Below are 16,282 nucleotides of genomic sequence, written 5' to 3'. Positions count from 1 at the left end.
GCCCGCCCCGCACCGGGGCCGGGCCGCCTCCCGGCCCCGTCAGGGGCAGTCCTCCAGGTCGGCCGCCAGCGCGGCGACCGTGGCCTGCAGCTGCAGGATCCGCTTCACCAGCGCCGCCCTGTGGTGCGGCGGGGCCTGCTGCAGCCGCTCCTGCAAGGCCGCCACCTGGGCCTCCAGGCCCTCGATGCGCCGGCGCAGGTCGGCGCACTCCTGCGGCGTCGGCGCGGCGGCCGCGGCCATACGCGGCCCGGCGCCGGTGGCGGCCGAGGCCGCGGTGGCAGGCAGCGCGACCAGTCCGGCGACGGCCAGCGTCGCGATCCCGATGCGGGCGAACGTCTTCGTCATGGGGTTTCCTCTCCGGATCGTCCAGGATGGACGGTCCGGACCGTAGGACCGCGCGGCAACCCGCCCGGAGACCCTCTTTCCGCAGCTCACACCCCGTGCCCGGGTGGTCGGCGCGCCGTCCGGGCGGCCCGGCGCCGCCCCTTCGGCCACGCCTTCGGGCGGCAACCGGCGCCGATCGTGCAGGATCGCGGCCGCGCCCTTCCCTACAGCGCGTCGAAGACGTCGGCGAGGACGGGACCCGCCGTGCCCGCGTCCAGCACCGCCGCGCACAGCTCGTCGCTCCCCAGCCACGCCAGCACCGCCGCGGCCTGCGCGTCGCGCCCGTCCCAGAACGCGTTGCGCAGCCGCCGCCCGCCCGGGTCCCGAGCGCAGCCGTGCCACAGCAGGTCCCGCAGCTGCTCCGCCGCGGCCGGCCGACCCACCGCCGCCGTCCACCGGGCCAGGTACGGCGCCACGTCGTCCTCGGCGTTGCCGGCCGCGCACAGCACCGTGCCGGCGTCGAAGCCGTCGCCGGCCAGGGCCTCGTCCCACAGCGCCCCCAGCAGCCCGCGCACGGCGGCGCGCTCCGCCGCCGGCCAGTCCGCCCAGCCGGCGTGCCGCAGCCGCGCGGCCAGCGACTCCAGGCCGGGCCAGCCGAACCCGTCCGCGCACCCGATCTCCAGCACCCGCGGCGCGAAGTACCGCAGGTCGTTGCTTCCGCCGACGGTGAACGGCACGTTCGCGGCGTACGGCCGCACCGCCTCGACGGGCAGCTCCCGCAGCGGCACGGGCGCCAGCAGCGCCGCCACCTCCGCCTCGGTGACGCAGCACGGGCAGTGGGCGACGGCCGGCGGCCGCGGCACGGCGGCGAACGCGGCGTACAGCTCGTCGACGGCGGCGGACACGGTCACCCGCGCACCGTAGGGCCGGACCGCCCGGCGGGGCGACCCCGTTTCGCCCGCGGTGCCTACGCTGGCGCTGTGACGCTGCTGCACGGTGACCTGGTCCTGCTCCGCACCGCCGTCGAGGCCGACATCCCCGCCCTGGTCCGCATCCGGTCGACCGCGGCCGTGCTGGGCCGGTGGCCGTTGGCCGACGAGAGCCTGGAGGCGGAGCTGGCCGCCGACGTGGCGGGCCAGGACGGGGTGGAGTTCCTGGCCGTCGTGGTCGGCGGGGCGGTGGTCGGGGCGGTGCAGTGGGCGGCCGAGGACGACCCGATGTACCGGCACGCCGGCATCGACATCTACCTCGACCCGGCGGTGCACGGGCGGGGCATCGGCACGGACGCCGTCCGCACGCTGGCCCGGCACCTGGTGCGCGAGCTGGGCCATCATCGGCTGGTGATCGACCCGGCGGCGGACAACGAGCCGGCGATCCGGTGTTACGCCAAGGTGGGTTTCAAGCCGGTCGGGGTGATGCGCCAGTACGAGCGGGCCGAGGACGGCACGTGGCACGACGGCCTGCTGATGGACCTGCTGGCGGACGAGCTCACCTGACCGGCCCGCGGGCGACGGCGGGCGCGTCGTCGCGGCCGGGCAGCGGGAGCTCCACGCTGACGAGGCCGCCGTCGGGCAGCGACGCCCGGGCCTCGCCCAGCCGGCGCAGGGTGCGCAGCATCGCCGTGTTGGAGGCGGCGGTGTGGGCGGTGACGGCGCGCAGACCGCCCCGGGTGGCGTACGTGGCGAGCCGGCGCAGCAGCGCGGTGCCGATGCCGCGGCGCTGCCAGCCGTCCTCGACGAGCAGGCCGATCTCGCCCTCGTCGCCCTCGGCGACCAGGTTGGCGACGGCGACGACGCGGTCGTCGGCGGTGACGGCGACGAGCGCCACCCCGGCGGCGGGTTCGAGCAGGCGGCGCAGCCGGGCGTCGGTGGGTGCGGCCCCGCCGAGGTAGCGGCGGTGCAGGGTCTGCGGGGAGCTGCGCTCGTGCAGGCGGCGCACGGCGCGCAGGTCGTCATGGGTGGCGGGGCGCAGCAGCAGTTCGGCGCCGTCGGCCAGCAGCAGGGTGGCGTGCTCGGCGGCCTGGCGCAGCACCGCGCCGGCGACCTCGACCAGCGCCTGGGCGCGGGCGTACTCGGCGGGGGTGAACGCGGGCGCGCGGCGGGCGATCTCGTACATGCCGCCGCCCGGGTCGGCCAGGCGCATGACCTGGGCGTCGAAGCCGGCGGCGGCGCCCGCGACGGGGCGCCAGGTGACGGCGGACGCGTCGAGCAGCGCGGCGAGGGTGTCGCCGAGCTGGTCGGGGTCGTGCACGAGCCGGCCGGCGAGGGCGAGCGCCCGGGTCGGCTGGTCGGCGAGGCCCTGGGCCTCGGCGCGGGTGACGAAGGCGTCGCGCCCGCGGCCGCGTTCGACGGCGGCGAGCAGCTCGGCCTCGGTCATGGTGTCGGGGGCGTCGACGAGGAAGTCGTCGACGGCGCCCGCCTCGGTGGTGTGCACCTGGACGGCGAGGATGTTGACGGCCCGCAGGGCCAGGCTCGCGGTCAGCACGGAGAGGTAGCCGGGACGGTCGTCGACCGTCGCGCGGATCCGCCACAGCGCCATGCGGCACTCCTTTCGCCCGTTGTGCCTGCCCCTCCAGCGTGCCTGCGCGGTGTTAACCGCACATTGCTTGACCAGCACAAATCATGAGGGGTACGCCACAGGGGGCGCGGCGACGAGGTCGAGGCGGTCGCCGAGGATGACGGCGGCGGCGCGCACGAGCTGCGCGACGCGGTCGACCTCGGTGACGTGGAACCCGGCCGCCTGCATCTCGTCGTCGCCGGTGCGGGCGACGACGAGCACGAGCCCGGCGCGGCCGAACGGGGCGACGGCGTAGCGGGCGTCGCCGGGGCCGTTCATGGCCCGGGCGCGCAGCGGGGTGACCTCGGGCAGGCGCAGCGGGTCGGGCGCGCGCCAGCTGGTGCAGGCGACGGTGGCCTCGGCGCCGGGCGGGCCGGGCAGCACGGGGCCGCCGGTGAGGCCGGGGCGCGGGACGGCGCCGGTGCGGGCGGCCCAGTCGGCCGGCACGACGACGGCGGCGGCCCACTCGGCGGCGAGCAGGCCGGGCACGGCGTCGACGAGGGTGGCGAGCCCGTCGGCGGGGTTCGCGGCGACCTGGGCGAGCAGTTCGGCGTCGTGGCCGCCGGCGACGGGGGCGCCGATGGCGCGCCAGATGCCGTCGACCTGCACGCCGGGGATGGCGGCGAGGCCGGCGAGGAGCCGTTCGACGCGGGCGGCGCCGGGCCAGACGACGGTGAAGTCGTCGACGGCGCGGCCACCGAGGCGCTCGAGCACGACCACCTGGACGATGTCGGCCCCGGCGACGCCGAGGGTGCGCGCCACCTGCCCGAGAGCGCCGGGACGATCCGGCAGCGTCACCCGTACCCGCAGCAACATGAACTCCTCCCGTCTGCGCGGCGGCACGCAGCTGCCATCCGCGTGGCATCAGCGTCCGGCACCGGCGTTTCACGACCGTTGCGCCGCCGTGTCCGGCCGCGATCTGCCCGGACGGGTGACCCTGCGCCTCGGCCGAATACCCACGCTCGCGCCGGTGAAGCGTGCGGCGTGCGCACGGGTCATCCATTCTTGACCCTGTGGCCACCGCGACGCCTAGGGTTTGTCCATGATCTGCCGCGCGTGCCGGGAGAGACGGCACGACGACTGCCGGGGCGGTTCGTGGTGCGACTGCCAGCACCGCCCGCCCGCCGAGCCGACGCCGCCGGTGACGGGCCCGCCCGGTGAGTGAGCTGCTGCGGCTGTGGCCGGACCCGGCCGGGCCGCTGACCGACCGCGCCCTGGCCGCGCAGTACCCGCGCGCCGCCGGCCCGTGGCTGCGGGTCAACTTCGTGACCAGCCTCGACGGCGCGGTGACGCTGGACGGCTACTCCGAGGGGCTGTCGAGCCCGGGCGACAAGCGGGTGTTCCACGCGCTGCGCGGGCTGGCGGACGCGGTGCTGGTCGCCGCGGGCACGGTCCGGCACGAGGGGTACGGGCCGCTCGGCACCAGCCCGGCCCAGCAGGAGCTGCGCGCCGAGCTGGGGCTGCCCCCGTACCCGACGATGGTGGTGGTCTCGCGCTCGCTGGACCTGGACCCGCGGGCGTCGGTCTTCGCCGGCGCCCCCGTGCGCCCGGTGGTGCTGACCTGCGCGGCGGCGCCGGACCGGCCGGACCTGGCCGCGGCGGCCGATGTCGTCGCCTTCGGCGACCAGGAGGTCGACCTGCGGGCGGCGCTGGCGGCGCTGCACGCCCGCGGCCTGGCGCAGGTGCTGTGCGAGGGCGGCCCGGCGCTGCTCGGCGCGCTGACCGCCGCCGACCTGGTCGACGAGCTGTGCCTGACGGTCGCGCCGCTGCTCGCGGGGGCCGGCCCGGGCCGCATCACGGCGGGGCCGCCGAGCGCGCCGCGGCCGCTGCCGCTGCGCCACATCCTGGCCGCCGACGGCCAGCTGATGCTGCGGTACGCCCGCGACTGATCCAGAAGTTGTGGATGGGGCTGTGGAAAGCCCCAACATCTTGTGGAAACCCGTGCCATCCCCGGCGTGGCTCGCGGCGCTGTCGTACATGTGGTGCAACATGATCGGCGTGGATGACGAGGTTTCCGGCGAGCCGGTCGGCCGTGTGCTGGGCACGGCGGACGCGACCCCCCTGCAGTTCTGGACGGCGGTGACCCCCGGCAGCTACCTCCAGCTCGACGACGTGGTGGTCACCCGGCGCGAGCTGCCCGACCGGGAGCCGGTGACGATCGCGGGCGTGGTGACGCAGGTGCGGGCCCGGCACGAGGGCGCGCAGTTCGACTCCGACGTGTTCGCGATCGCCGACGGCACCCTGCCCGCGCTGGTGCAGGAGGCCGCCGAGATCACCACCACCCGGGTCGACCCCGAGCTGTACGTGCCGCCGGCGCCCGGGGCGCGGGTGCTGCGCGCGTCGGGCGAGGCCCGCGACGCGGCGCTGCACTTCGACCGCATGGAGCGCCGGGTGCCGATGGGCACCGGCCGCGACGGCGTGCCGGTGTTCCTCAACGCCGACTTCCTCGACGGCACCCGCGGCGCCCACGTGTCCATCTCCGGCATCTCGGGCGTGGCCACCAAGACCAGCTTCGCCACGTTCCTGCTCTACTCGGTGTTCCGGTCGGGGGCGCTGGGCGGCGACGCGGTCAACGCCAAGGCGCTGATCTTCAACGTCAAGGGCGAGGACCTGCTGTTCCTCGACCACCCCAACCTGAAGCTCGACGAGCGCACCACGGCGGCGTACGCGCACCTGGGGCTGCCGGCCACGGCGTTCCCCGACGTGCGGGTCTACGCGCCGCCGCGCCCCGGCGACTCCTCCGGCGCGCCCGACGTCAACAGCCGCCTGACCGGCGTCGACAGCTTCTACTGGACGCTCGAGGAGTTCTGCGCCGACCGGCTGCTGCCGTACGTGTTCGCCGACGCCGACGACGAGCGCCAGCAGTACACGATGGTGGTCCACTCGGTCACCGCCCACCTGGCCCGGCACGCCCTGCCGGCCGACGGCGGGGTCAGCGTCGACGGGGTGCGCCTGGGCAGCTACGGCGACCTGGTCGACCACGTCGTCGAGCAGCTCACCGACGACGCCACCCGCATGACGTGGGCGGGCAGCGCGGTCAACATGGGCACGGTCAACGCGTTCGCCCGGCGCCTCATCGGCAGCAAGAAGGACCTGGCCCGGCTCATCCGCGGCGACCTGGCCACCCGCCGCCCGCACGCCATCAACACGGCCGAGAGCGCCCAGGTCACCGTCGTCGACCTGCACAACCTGCCCGACCGGGCGCAGCGCTTCGTCGTCGGCGTCACCCTGAAGACGGAATTCGAGCGCAAGGAGAAGCAGGGCACGGCCAAGCCGCTGCTGTTCGTGGTCCTCGACGAGCTGAACAAGTACGCCCCGCGCGAGGGCTCGTCGCCGATCAAGGAGGTGCTGCTCGACATCGCCGAGCGCGGCCGCTCGCTCGGCGTCATCCTCATCGGCGCGCAGCAGACGGCCAGCGAGGTGGAGCGGCGCATCGTCACCAACTCGGCCATCCGGGTGGTGGGCCGGCTCGACCCGGCCGAGGCGTCCCGGCCGGAGTACGGTTTCCTGCCGCAGGTCATGCGCCAGCGGGCGCTGCTGGCCCGCCCCGGCACGATGTTCGTCAACCAGCCCGACATCCCCGTCCCGCTGTGCGTCGAGTTCCCCTTCCCCGCCTGGGCCACCCGGCACTCCGAGGCGGGGGCGCCGCCGTCGGCGTCGCTGCGCTCGATCGTGCAGGGCGCCGACCCCTTCGCGGTCGTCGGTGGCGGCGGCGGTTCGCCGGACGACGACATCCCGTTCTAAGGTTCGCCGATGCGCATTCTGCACACGTCCGACTGGCATGTCGGGAAGGTGCTCAAAGGACGGTCCCGGGTCGAGGAGCACATCGCCGTGCTGGCCCAGGTCGTCGAGATCGCCAGGGCGGAGCAGCCCGACCTGGTCATCGTCGCGGGCGACCTGTACGACACGGCCGCCCCGTCCGCCGACGCCACCCGCGTGGTGACCCGCGCGCTCACCGCCCTGCAGCGCACCGGCGCGCAGGTGGTGGCGATCGGCGGCAACCACGACAACGGCCCCGCGCTGGACGCGCTGCGCCCGTGGGCGGAGGCGGCCGGCGTGACGCTGCGCGGCGCCGTGCGCGACACCCCCGCCGAGCACGTGCTGACCGGCACGACCCGCGGCGGCGAGCGGTGGCGGCTGGTCGCGCTGCCGTTCCTGTCGCAGCGCTACGCGGTGCGCGCCACCGAGATGTACGACCTCACCGCCGCCGAGGCCACCCAGACCTACGCCGACCACATCGCCCGGCTCATCGCCAAGCTGAGCGAGGACTTCACCGAGCCGGGCGTCGTCAACCTGCTCACCGCGCACCTCACGGTCATCGGCGCCGCCGCCGGCGGCGGCGAGCGCGAGGCCCACACCGTCATGGGGTACGCGGTGCCGGCGTCGGTCTTCCCCGGTTCGGCGCACTACGTGGCGCTCGGGCACCTGCACCGGGCGCAGGCGGTCAACGGCCCCTGCCCGGTGCGCTACAGCGGCAGCCCGCTCGCCGTCGACTTCGGCGAGGAGGACAACCTGCCGTCGGTGACGATCGTCGACGTGACGGCCGAGCAGTCCGCCCGCATCCGCGAGGTCCGCATCGACCGGGCGGTCGGCCTGCGCACCGTGCGCGGCACCCTGGCGCAGCTCGCCGAGCTGGACCCGGGCGAGGCGCTGCTGCGGGTGTTCGTCCGCGAGGCGCCCCGGGCCGGCCTGCGCGAGGAGGTGCAGGAGCTGCTGCCGCACGCGCTGGAGGTGCGCATCGACCCGGACATGATCCCGGTGCCCGGCTCCGGCACGGCCACCGCCCAGCGGGCCGGGCGCTCGCCACGCGAGCTGTTCCGCGACTACCTCGACACCCGCGGCCACGCCGAGGACGGCGTCCGGGAACTCTTCGACGAGCTGTACGACGAGGTGAGCAGCGCGCAATGAGGCCCATCAGGCTCGATCTCGCCGGCTTCACGGTGTTCCGTGAGGAGACCACGCTCGACTTCACCGACGCCGACTTCTTCGCCCTCGTCGGGCCCACCGGCTCCGGCAAGTCCACCATCCTCGACGCGATCTGCTTCGCGCTGTACGGCACGGTGCCGCGCTGGGGCGGCACCCGCGGCATCGGCAACGCCCTCGCCCCGTCGGCCACCGAGGCCCGGGTGCGGCTGGTGTTCGAGTCGGCCCGCGAGCGCTACGTCGCCACCCGGGTGGTGCGCCGCGACGGCCGCGGCAACGTGAAGACCGCCGCGGCGGGCCTGCAGCTCATGGGCAGCGACTTCGACGTCACCCGCCTCGACACCGGCATGAGCCTCGACGACCTGGGCGAGGTGCTCGCCGGCACCCCCGCCGAGATGGACGCCGCGATCCTGGAGGCCGTCGGGCTGCCGTACGAGCAGTTCACCAGCTGCGTGGTGCTGCCGCAGGGCCAGTTCGCCGACTTCCTGCACGCCAAGCCGGCCGTCCGCCAGCAGATCCTGGTCAACCTGCTCGGCCTGCACGTGTACGAGTCGGTGCAGAAGCGCGCCGCCGACCGGGCCACCGCCGCGGCCGCCCACGTCACCGCCGCCGACCAGGTGCTCGGCGGGCTGGCCGACGCCTCCGACGAGGCCGTCGACTCCGCCGCCGCCCGGGCGGCCCGGCTGCACGAGCTGACCGCCGCCGTCGAGGAGGCGGTGCCGCGGCTGCGCGCCGCCGAACGCGACGCCGAGACCGCCCGCGACGCCCTCGCCGCCATCGACGCCGAACTGACCCTGCTCGCGGGCGTGCGTGCCCCCGGCGACGTCGCCGACGTGGCCGGGGCGGTGCTCGCCACCCGGGTCACCGCCGCCGACGCCGCCGCGGCCGTGCGCAGCGCCGAGGAGCGCGAGGAGAAGTTGCGCGGCGAGGTCGCCGCCGCCGCCGAGACCGCCCAGCTGCGGCTGCTGCTCGACCGGCACGCCGAGCACGCCGCCCTCACCGAGCAGGTGTCGTGGCTGGCCGGCGCCGTGGAGGCCGCCGAGGTGGAGCACACCGCCGCCGCGGCCGCCGTCGACCTGGCCCGCGCGCAGGAGGCCGCCGCCGGCGCCGACCTGGAGCGGGCCCGCGCCGCGTACACCGAGGCCGGCGCCGTCGACCGGGCCGCCGCGCTGCGCGCCCACCTGACCGCCGGCGAGCCCTGCCCGGTCTGCGAGCAGCCCGTCGCGGACGTCCCCGCCGTGCCGCACGGCTCGGCCGTGGCGGCGGCGAAGACCGCCGGCGAGGCCGCCAAGGCCGTCTGGGAGAAGGCGGTCACGGCGCTCAAGCAGCGCGAGGCCGTCGCCCGCGAGACCGAACGCGGCCTCGACCGCAAGCGCGCCCAGCACGACTCCGAGGCGGCCCGGCTTCGCGAGATCGCCGCCGTGCTGGCCGAGTCCCCCGGCGAGGCCGCCCTGCGCCGGCGGCTCGCCGAGGCGACGGCCCTGCAGGAGAAGCTGGACGCCGCCGGGTCCGCGGTGCGCACCGCCCGCGAGGCGCAGCGCCGGGCGCAGGCCACCGCCGAGCAGGCCGAGGCCCAGCTGCGCCGGGCGTGGAAGGCGTTCGACGCCGCCCGCGACCGCGTCGGCCGGCTCGGCCCACCACCCGCCGACCGCGACGACGTCGCCGGCGCGTGGCGCGTCCTGGTCGGCTGGGCCGACGACGAGCGCGAGGCCCGCCGCACCGGCCGCGCCGACGCCGAGGCCGCCGTGGCCGACGCCCGCGGCTCCACGGTGCGGGCCCGCGACACCATCCTCGCGCTGTTCGCCGGCGCCGAGGTCGAGCCGCCCCGCGCCGCCGACGCCGACCTCGTCCGGGCCGCCGCCGTCGCCGCCGAACGCGCCGACGCCCTGCACCGCCGCCTCGTCGAACGCCGCGAGCAGGCCGCCGAGCTGCGCGCCACCCGCGCCGCCCACGACCGCGACGGCCAGGTCGCCAAGTCCCTCGCCGGGCACCTGCGGGCCAACAACTTCGAACGGTGGCTGCTGGAGGAGGCCCTCGACCTGCTCGTCGACGGCGCCTCCCGCATCCTGCGCGAGCTGTCGTCCGGCCAGTACGACCTCGTCCACGACAAGGGCGAGTTCTTCGTCGTCGACCACCACGACGCCGGCCTGCGCCGCGGCGTGCGCACCCTGTCCGGCGGCGAGACGTTCCAGGCGTCGCTGGCCCTGGCGCTGGCCCTGTCCGAACAGCTCGCCGGCATGTCCACCACCGCCGCCAGCCTCGAGTCCATCGTCCTCGACGAGGGGTTCGGCACCCTCGACGCCGCCACCCTCGACACGGTCGCCGCGACCCTGGAGAACCTGGCCGCCCGCGGCGACCGGATGGTCGGCGTCGTCACCCACGTCCCGGCCCTCGCCGACCGGGTGCCGGTCCGCTACGTCGTCAGCAAGGACGCCCGCTCCGCGCGGGTGGAGAGGACGGGCCTGTGACCGCACGGCTGTTCGTCGACGCCTGGGACCCGGCGTACGGCGCCTCCCTGGAGGGCGGCAACGGCGCCGACGGGCCCGTCACCCCGAGCACCGCCCAGATCCAGCCCGACGTCGAACTGCCCGCCGCCCAGTGGCGCCCCCTCGACCCCGCCCCCGGCGTCACCTGCCCCGACGTCGTCCTGCTCGTCGACGGCGTCCGCCGCATCGACGCCGGCCTGTGGACCGCCGAGGACGACGGCTCCTCCTACGCCGGCCTCGCCGCCTCCTACGCCGCCGGCGTCGTCCGCTGCGACCTGCGCCGCGGCGCCGCCGAACTCGCCGGCGCCCGCGTCGAGCGCGGCCTGTTCACCGCCAGCCCCAGCGCCGAGGACGTCGTGGCCGGCACCATCCGGTACACCCTGCGCCGGGTCAGCGGCACCGGCGAGGCCAGCAAGCTCCCCGCCGCCGTCCAGGGCCCCCTGACCGCCCTCGAGGTCGAGGTCTCCGGCGCCGCCCGCGACGGCGCCGACCTGCTCGTCGTCGACGGCCCCCTGCGCAACCGGCGCCAGCTGCCGCGCACCATCGGCTACGTGAAAACCCAGCACAGCCAGTACCTGCCGCCCGCGCTGACCCAGGTCGTCACCTCCCTGACCGCCGGGCAGCGCACCCCCGTGTTCGGGCTGGGCACCGCGTGGGGCGGCTGGTCCTGGTACCTGCGGCTGCCGGGGCGGGCCGGGGCGCCGTGGGCGGGCATCGTGCGGGTGGAGTGCTCTCCCGACCTCGACGTGCCCGAGGCGGTTTCGCTGGCGCAGTTGTCGCAGGCCGCTCTGCCTCGGTTCGCTTCGTCGGCGTACAAGGACCCTCGGGCGCCGCAGAATCTCGTGCCGATCGCCGGGTTGGAGCGGCGGTTGCGGGGGTTGCTCGGGGATGCCCGGTTGTTGCATCGGGCTCTGACGGCTGCTACTTCCGCTGGGCGCTGATCCGGTTTTCCGTTCCGCTGGGTCGGGTTCGGGGCCGCTCACCCTGCGTCTGGGGTTGGGGGCCCGGGCGGGTCTGCGGGCACGCGGTCGGCCGGCGGGACTTCCACGCCGACGCGGTGGCCAGCGGTCCGCCGGTCGCGGCATCGGCCGGCGATTCACCTCACGAGCCACCTCATCGCGTGCTCCCGAGCCTTCCCACCGCCGCGTCTCGGCGGGATCGGGGCTGCCGGGACCCTCGGGGCGCACCACCGGCTCTCCTCGCTCCGGCACGGTCCCCCTCCGCCGCTCCGCTTGGCCTGGCCCTGCCCGGGGCCGGCCCTCTGCCGGGCGCGGTCGCACCGCCGGTCTCTCTTGCTCCGACACGGTCACCCCGTCCGCCTCTCCGCGGGGCCTGGCCCTGCCCGCAGCGGGCCTTCTGCCGGACGGTGGTCGCGGGCGCCGGGGTACCGGGCCGGGAAGGCCGGGCAGGCGGGCCCGGGTCGGGCGGGCCGGGTGGGCCGTGGGCCGGGCGGGCCGGGGGCCGGGCGGGCCGGCGGGCGGAAAGGGCGGAGATCAGGATGGACCGGCGGCCGGGTGGTGGGGGGTGTCGGCTGGACGGGTGAGGGTGACCGTCCGGCTCGGTCGTGTGGTGGGCCGGATTTCACGAGTAGTATTCACGAGTCCTGGTTGATCAATTTGTGACCTGCTATGGAGCGTGTACCGGATCCGTCCCCCCGACGCGTACCCCGGCCCGTCCGCCCCGTCTGTGGTCATGGGCCGCGAGCTGGGCTGATGGTCGCTTCAGTCCGCATTTCCAGCACGTACCGCCGCGCCGGCCCGCTGGGCCGCGCCGGTCCGCCGCGCGCGTTCCCCCGCCCGCGTGGCCATACTCCCCCGGAGGAAACCGTGACCGTGTGTGACGGCCAGAGCTGCGGCATCGGCGCCGCGGAAAATTCCCGCCACGCATCGATCCAATCCCGCGCCGGCGTCCGTACTTGGGAGGACGGAGGTGGCTCCGGCAGGAGGTTTCAATGCGGTCGATGGCCGTCGAACGGCTCACGCCGGACAGGGTGTGCGTGATGACCCAGCAGCGATCCGGTGGGCGATGGCAGGCTCTCGACGGGGGGCGCAGCAGTGGACAAGATGAGTCCGTGACGTCGCGACAGGTTCCCCGCCACGAGGCCGGGCCGTCCGCGCCGAGCCATGAGGACACCCTCGTCCGGATGCTCTACGAGGAGCACGCCGGACCGCTGCTGATGTTCGTCCTGCGCCTGACGGGCGGCGACCGGCAGCGCGCCGAGGACATCGTGCAGGAGACCCTGCTGCGTGCCTGGCGCAACGCGCACCGCCTCGGTGCGCAGGGCCAGCAGTCGCTGCGTCCCTGGCTCGTCACGGTCGCCCGCCGCATCGCCATCGATGACCACCGGTCCACCAGTGCCCGCCCGACGGAGACGTACGACCGCGAGCTGGAGAGCTTCCCCAGCACCGCGGACGACACCGACCGGGTGCTGCGGCTGATGACGGTCACCGACGCGCTGAAGACCCTGAGCCAGTCCCACCGGGAGATCCTGGTGGAGACCTACTTCCGCGGGCGGACGGTGCCCGAGGCGGCCGAGGTGCTGAACCTCCCGCTGGGCACCGCGAAGTCCCGTGTGTACTACGCTCTGCGCGCGCTGCGCACGGCACTGCAGCAGCGGGGGGTGACAGAGTGAACCAGGACCAGCAGCATTTCGACGTCGCCGCGTACGCGCTGGGCGTGCTGGACGAGCGTGACGCGGACCGTTTCGAGGCCCACCTCGTCGACTGCCCGTCGTGCGCGATGGAGCTGGAGTCGATGCTGCCGGTGGTCGACGTCCTCGCCGACATCGACGCCGACAGCCTGGTGGCGACCGAGCAGTCCCGGCGGGACGGCATCGTGCTCACCCGGATGATCGGCGCGGTCGCGCAGGATCGGCGGCGGGCGCAGAGCCGGAAGCTGTACTCGCTGGCCGCGGCGGTGGTCGCGTTCGCGGTCCTCGCGGTGGGCGCCACGTTCGCCGGGTCGCGCTGGTTCGCGCCGGCCGACAACACGGTGGCGCAGGCGCCGGGTGACACGGCGACGCTGCCGCCACTGGACGACCCGGACGGCGGCATCGGCGGTCCCGACCTGCCCACGGACCGGGTCGGCGGGTCCGACCCGCGCACCCGGGTGCGGGTCGACGCGGGCTTCGAGCCGCGGGACTTCGGCACCGAGGTCACGTTCGCCATCTCCAACATCCAGGGCCCGCTCACCTGCCGGCTCGTCGCGGTGCGCACCGACGGCGGCCAGGAGGTGCTGTCCACCTGGACGGTCGGCGAGAAGGGCTGGGGCACGGCGGAGCAGCCGCAGCCGCTGACCCTCACCGCGGTCACCGCGCTGAAGCGGGACCAGATCGCCCACGTGCAGGTGCAGAAGATCGGCGACAACGGCGCCGCCGAGACGCTCGTCCGGGTGCCCTGACCGAAAACGAACATCACGACGAGGAACGCCCGGCCGGTCGGTCGGGCGTTCTTCCGTTTCGGGGCACGGCCGGCGAATTGCGTACGGTGCGTGTCGGAGCCGTCGACGGCGCGTGGGGCTCCACAGGTTCATGAGATTTCTGTGAAATGGCCGCGCCGATTGTTCAACCGTCTGCCTGCATGCTCCGTACTACTGCCCGAACGGACGCCATTGAACAAGCAGCAGCAGGAGGGCACGTGGTTCCGGAGAAGCGAAAGTTGATGGTCGTCGGCGGTGCGATCGCCGCGGCGTTCATGCTGCCCGGCTGCGCGCCGGCCGGCTACAACGCCGCCGACTACAACGCCGGCGCTCCCGCCCAGGAGCCCGCCGCCAACGAGGTCGAGGCCGAGCCCAGCGCCGAGCCCGAGGCGGAGACCGAGGAGCAGGCCGAGCAGGAGGCGGCCGCCCCCGAGCTCGCCGCGGACGAGGTCACCACCGAGCTGGTCGGCAAGAGCATCCCCCGCATGGGCAAGGCCGTCGTCGACCAGGACGGCATGGTCCTGTACCGGTTCGACAAGGACACCGTGGACCCCGTCGCCAGCAACTGCGACGGCGACTGCGCCAAGATCTGGCCCCCCGCGCTGGTCAACGAGGGTGAGGAGCCCGAGCTCGAGGGCATCTCCTCCGACGACCTGGGCACGGTCCAGCGCAAGGACGGCACGACCCAGCTGACCCTGGGCGACTGGCCGCTGTACCGCTACGCCGGTGACAAGAAGGCCGGCCAGTGGCGGGGCCAGAACGTCGGCGGCACCTGGTTCGTCGTCTCCCCCGACGGCAAGAAGAACCTCACCTGCCTGCCGCCCGTCAGCAAGCCGATCCCGGTGCCGGGCGGCAGCGACTCCGACGAGAAGTCGGAGTCCGAGGAGTCCGGCAGCGGCGGGGCCGGCAGTGACTACCAGTACTGACAGACCACATTGACCACCGCCGGCCGGGCGGCGCCGCACCGGCGCCCCCGGCCTTCGGTGCGTTTCGTCACAACAGCATCTGGGGTACGGGCAACAATTTTCCGGCCGTTTTCCCACCCCTCGGCATCAACCGTTCGGACGATGTCGGCGGGTCGCCCCGGAGCCCACAAATCTTTGTTAAGTCGTACCTAAGAATGCCTCATTTATGGGGCGCGGGATTGCGTTGACGATCCCGGCAGGAATACCGTTTCCCTCGTTCCCACAATGTCGTCGGAGGTGACCGAAGATGATTGCCGCTCGCTTGCCGCGCCGGCCTCTTCGCTGGCTGGTCGGCACTACGGCAATGGTTTTCGTTGCCCTGCTCGCGCCGAGCTCCCCGGCTCAGGCCGCACCCACGGCCCCGCCCGTTCCGCCGGACACCGTGCTGTCCAACGGCAACGGGCAGGGCGCGCTGACACCCGCCGACAGGGACTTCGTCGTCAAGGTCCGGCTCGCCGGCCTGTGGGAGATCCCGGCGGGGAACATGACTGTCGGCCGGACCGAGAACGAGAAGGTCCTGCAGATCGGCAAGTCCATCGCCGAGCAGCACGTGCTGCTCGACAAGCTGACGATCGAGGCCGCGGCGAAGCTGGGCGTCCCCCTGCCCAACGAGCCGACGATCGAGCAGCAGGCCTGGCTGAACGAGATGAAGAACGCGGAGGGCCCGCAGTTCGACCAGATCTACACCGATCGACTGCGCTCCGCACACGGGAAGATCTTTCCCGCGATCGCGAACATCCGCGCCGGTACCCGTAACGACGTGGTGCGGCGGCTGGCCCAGCAGGCCAACCAGTTCGTGATGACCCACCTGACGCTGCTGGAGAGTTCCGGCCTGGTCGACTACGGCTCGCTACCCGCGCCGCCGCAGCCCGTTGCCCAGGGCGCCGCTCCGGCCATCGACGGAAACATGATCGCCGGAGCCCGCGGCGGCGTGAACACCACCGTCATCCTCATCGTGCTCGCCGCCGCGCTCGTCGCGGGCGTCGCCAGCACGATGCGCATCTTCCGAACGCGGTAGCCCGCGCCCGGCCCGGCCCGCCCCTCCAACGTGGGGCCTGAGAAACCCCACCGCACGCGAGAAAGGTTGTTCCCATGCGAAGGTCGTCATACCGGCGCGCACCGTCCTTCTTCAGTGGTCGACGGCGCCTGCTCGCCGTCCTCGCGACCCTGGTGACCTTCGGCGCCATCGTCACCGTCACCCAGGTCTCGGAGGCCGGCACGAAGCGCCGCGCCCTCCAGCGTGCTCTCGCCGCGTGCGAGAACGCCGCCGCCCCCGCCTCCGCCACCCGCAACTGGAGCACGGAGACCCGGCGCGGCACCTACACCACCAACCGCGGGCAGGTCACCCACCACGCGGACGACGGCGCGCAGAGCGTGCCGACGCGCTCGCAGATGCGCCAGCGCTGCCGCAACGCGGCCATGCAGAACGCGGGCCAGACCACCACCCGCGGCCGCGGCGGCCAGGGCGGCCAGCAGGGCGGCGCTCAGCAGGGCGGCGCTCAGCAGGGCGGCGCTCAGCAGGGCGGTCAGCAGGGCGGCCAGCAGGGTGGCGGCCAGCAGGGCGGTCAGCAGGGCGGTCAGCAGGGCGGTCAGCAGGGCGGTCAGCAGGGC

The 16,282-nt window shown here is 74.8% G+C and carries 14 protein-coding genes and 1 pseudogene; 11 read left to right on the top strand and 4 right to left on the bottom strand.

Annotated features, from left to right (window positions below):
* Positions 1 to 39: 39 nt before the first annotated feature.
* Together Sya03_RS05495 and Sya03_RS30775 are read right to left on the bottom strand one after the other, a co-directional pair.
* Positions 40 to 345: a hypothetical protein gene (locus Sya03_RS05495; RefSeq protein WP_203937076.1), complete on the bottom strand. Its 306-nt coding sequence runs from the start codon at positions 343 to 345 to the stop codon at positions 40 to 42.
* 203 nt (positions 346 to 548) lie between these two features.
* Positions 549 to 1,235 carry a hypothetical protein gene (locus Sya03_RS30775; protein ID WP_239107134.1) on the bottom strand — a complete coding sequence of 229 codons (687 nt, stop codon included), beginning with the start codon at positions 1,233 to 1,235 and terminating at the stop codon, positions 549 to 551.
* 75 nt (positions 1,236 to 1,310) lie between these two features.
* Here Sya03_RS30775 and Sya03_RS30770 point away from each other — a divergent pair, with 75 nt between their 5' ends.
* Positions 1,311 to 1,820, top strand: a complete 510-nt coding sequence (locus Sya03_RS30770; RefSeq protein ID WP_239107152.1) for a GNAT family N-acetyltransferase — start codon at positions 1,311 to 1,313, stop codon at positions 1,818 to 1,820.
* Here the strand turns inward: Sya03_RS30770 and Sya03_RS05485 are convergent.
* The gene (locus Sya03_RS05485) at positions 1,813 to 2,862 is read right to left on the bottom strand and encodes a GNAT family N-acetyltransferase (RefSeq protein ID WP_203937074.1); all 1,050 of its coding nucleotides are present in this window, start codon (positions 2,860 to 2,862) and stop codon (positions 1,813 to 1,815) included. The two genes, Sya03_RS30770 and Sya03_RS05485, sit on opposite strands and share 8 nt — an antisense overlap.
* 81 nt (positions 2,863 to 2,943) lie before the next feature.
* Positions 2,944 to 3,696 (bottom strand): ACT domain-containing protein, encoded by a 753-nt coding sequence (locus Sya03_RS05480; protein WP_203937073.1) that lies wholly within the window; start codon positions 3,694 to 3,696, stop codon positions 2,944 to 2,946.
* A gap of 341 nt (positions 3,697 to 4,037) precedes the next feature.
* Between Sya03_RS05480 and Sya03_RS05475 the strand changes: the two genes are divergently transcribed.
* The 10 genes and pseudogenes from Sya03_RS05475 to Sya03_RS05430 all read left to right on the top strand — a co-directional run.
* Complete coding sequence (locus Sya03_RS05475; protein WP_203937072.1) at positions 4,038 to 4,769, top strand: pyrimidine reductase family protein; 732 nt, start codon at positions 4,038 to 4,040, stop codon at positions 4,767 to 4,769.
* Positions 4,770 to 4,869: 100 nt separating this feature from the next.
* The gene (locus tag Sya03_RS05470; protein ID WP_203937218.1) at positions 4,870 to 6,624 is read left to right on the top strand and encodes an ATP-binding protein; all 1,755 of its coding nucleotides are present in this window, start codon (positions 4,870 to 4,872) and stop codon (positions 6,622 to 6,624) included.
* Between the two features lie 9 nt (positions 6,625 to 6,633).
* Positions 6,634 to 7,788 (top strand): exonuclease SbcCD subunit D, encoded by a 1,155-nt coding sequence (locus Sya03_RS05465; protein ID WP_203937071.1) that lies wholly within the window; start codon positions 6,634 to 6,636, stop codon positions 7,786 to 7,788.
* Positions 7,785 to 10,271: an AAA family ATPase gene (locus Sya03_RS05460; protein ID WP_203937070.1), complete on the top strand. Its 2,487-nt coding sequence runs from the start codon at positions 7,785 to 7,787 to the stop codon at positions 10,269 to 10,271. Before Sya03_RS05465 ends, Sya03_RS05460 begins: the two co-directional genes overlap by 4 nt.
* A complete protein-coding gene (locus Sya03_RS05455; protein ID WP_203937069.1) occupies positions 10,268 to 11,230 on the top strand; it encodes a hypothetical protein in 963 nt (320 codons plus the stop codon). Before Sya03_RS05460 ends, Sya03_RS05455 begins: the two co-directional genes overlap by 4 nt.
* A gap of 1,058 nt (positions 11,231 to 12,288) precedes the next feature.
* A complete protein-coding gene (locus tag Sya03_RS05450; protein WP_239107133.1) occupies positions 12,289 to 12,921 on the top strand; it encodes a sigma-70 family RNA polymerase sigma factor in 633 nt (210 codons plus the stop codon).
* Positions 12,918 to 13,688 (top strand): anti-sigma factor family protein, encoded by a 771-nt coding sequence (locus tag Sya03_RS05445; protein WP_203937067.1) that lies wholly within the window; start codon positions 12,918 to 12,920, stop codon positions 13,686 to 13,688. The genes Sya03_RS05450 and Sya03_RS05445 overlap by 4 nt, the downstream gene beginning before the upstream one ends.
* Before the next feature lie 260 nt (positions 13,689 to 13,948).
* Positions 13,949 to 14,632, top strand: coding sequence for a COG4315 family predicted lipoprotein (locus tag Sya03_RS05440; RefSeq protein ID WP_203937066.1), 684 nt, complete (start codon positions 13,949 to 13,951; stop codon positions 14,630 to 14,632).
* A 286-nt stretch (positions 14,633 to 14,918) separates the two neighbouring features.
* A complete protein-coding gene (locus tag Sya03_RS05435) occupies positions 14,919 to 15,689 on the top strand; it encodes a DUF4142 domain-containing protein (RefSeq protein ID WP_203937065.1) in 771 nt (256 codons plus the stop codon).
* Between the two features lie 74 nt (positions 15,690 to 15,763).
* Positions 15,764 to 16,282: pseudogene (locus Sya03_RS05430) on the top strand (Pecanex-like protein 1); the annotation flags it as partial.

The sequence above is a fragment of the Spirilliplanes yamanashiensis genome, assembly GCF_016863475.1.
Taxonomy (GTDB): Bacteria; Actinomycetota; Actinomycetes; order Mycobacteriales; family Micromonosporaceae; genus Spirilliplanes; species Spirilliplanes yamanashiensis.
Note: the sequence above shows the minus strand (reverse complement) of the source record. Positions and strands in the feature narration are given on the sequence as shown.

What these genes read in the sequence shown, in the direction of transcription:
- Sya03_RS05495 (WP_203937076.1), bottom strand. Translation starts at nt 345, where the DNA reads ATGACGAAGACGTTCGCCCGCATCGGGATCGCGACGCTGGCCGTCGCC.
- Sya03_RS05485 (WP_203937074.1), bottom strand. Translation starts at nt 2,862, where the DNA reads ATGGCGCTGTGGCGGATCCGCGCGACGGTCGACGACCGTCCCGGCTAC.
- Sya03_RS05480 (WP_203937073.1), bottom strand. Translation starts at nt 3,696, where the DNA reads ATGTTGCTGCGGGTACGGGTGACGCTGCCGGATCGTCCCGGCGCTCTC.
- Sya03_RS05470 (WP_203937218.1), top strand. Translation starts at nt 4,870, where the DNA reads ATGATCGGCGTGGATGACGAGGTTTCCGGCGAGCCGGTCGGCCGTGTG.
- Sya03_RS05465 (WP_203937071.1), top strand. Translation starts at nt 6,634, where the DNA reads ATGCGCATTCTGCACACGTCCGACTGGCATGTCGGGAAGGTGCTCAAA.
- Sya03_RS05460 (WP_203937070.1), top strand. Translation starts at nt 7,785, where the DNA reads ATGAGGCCCATCAGGCTCGATCTCGCCGGCTTCACGGTGTTCCGTGAG.
- Sya03_RS05450 (WP_239107133.1), top strand. Translation starts at nt 12,289, where the DNA reads ATGACCCAGCAGCGATCCGGTGGGCGATGGCAGGCTCTCGACGGGGGG.
- Sya03_RS05440 (WP_203937066.1), top strand. Translation starts at nt 13,949, where the DNA reads ATGGTCGTCGGCGGTGCGATCGCCGCGGCGTTCATGCTGCCCGGCTGC.
- Sya03_RS05435 (WP_203937065.1), top strand. Translation starts at nt 14,919, where the DNA reads ATGATTGCCGCTCGCTTGCCGCGCCGGCCTCTTCGCTGGCTGGTCGGC.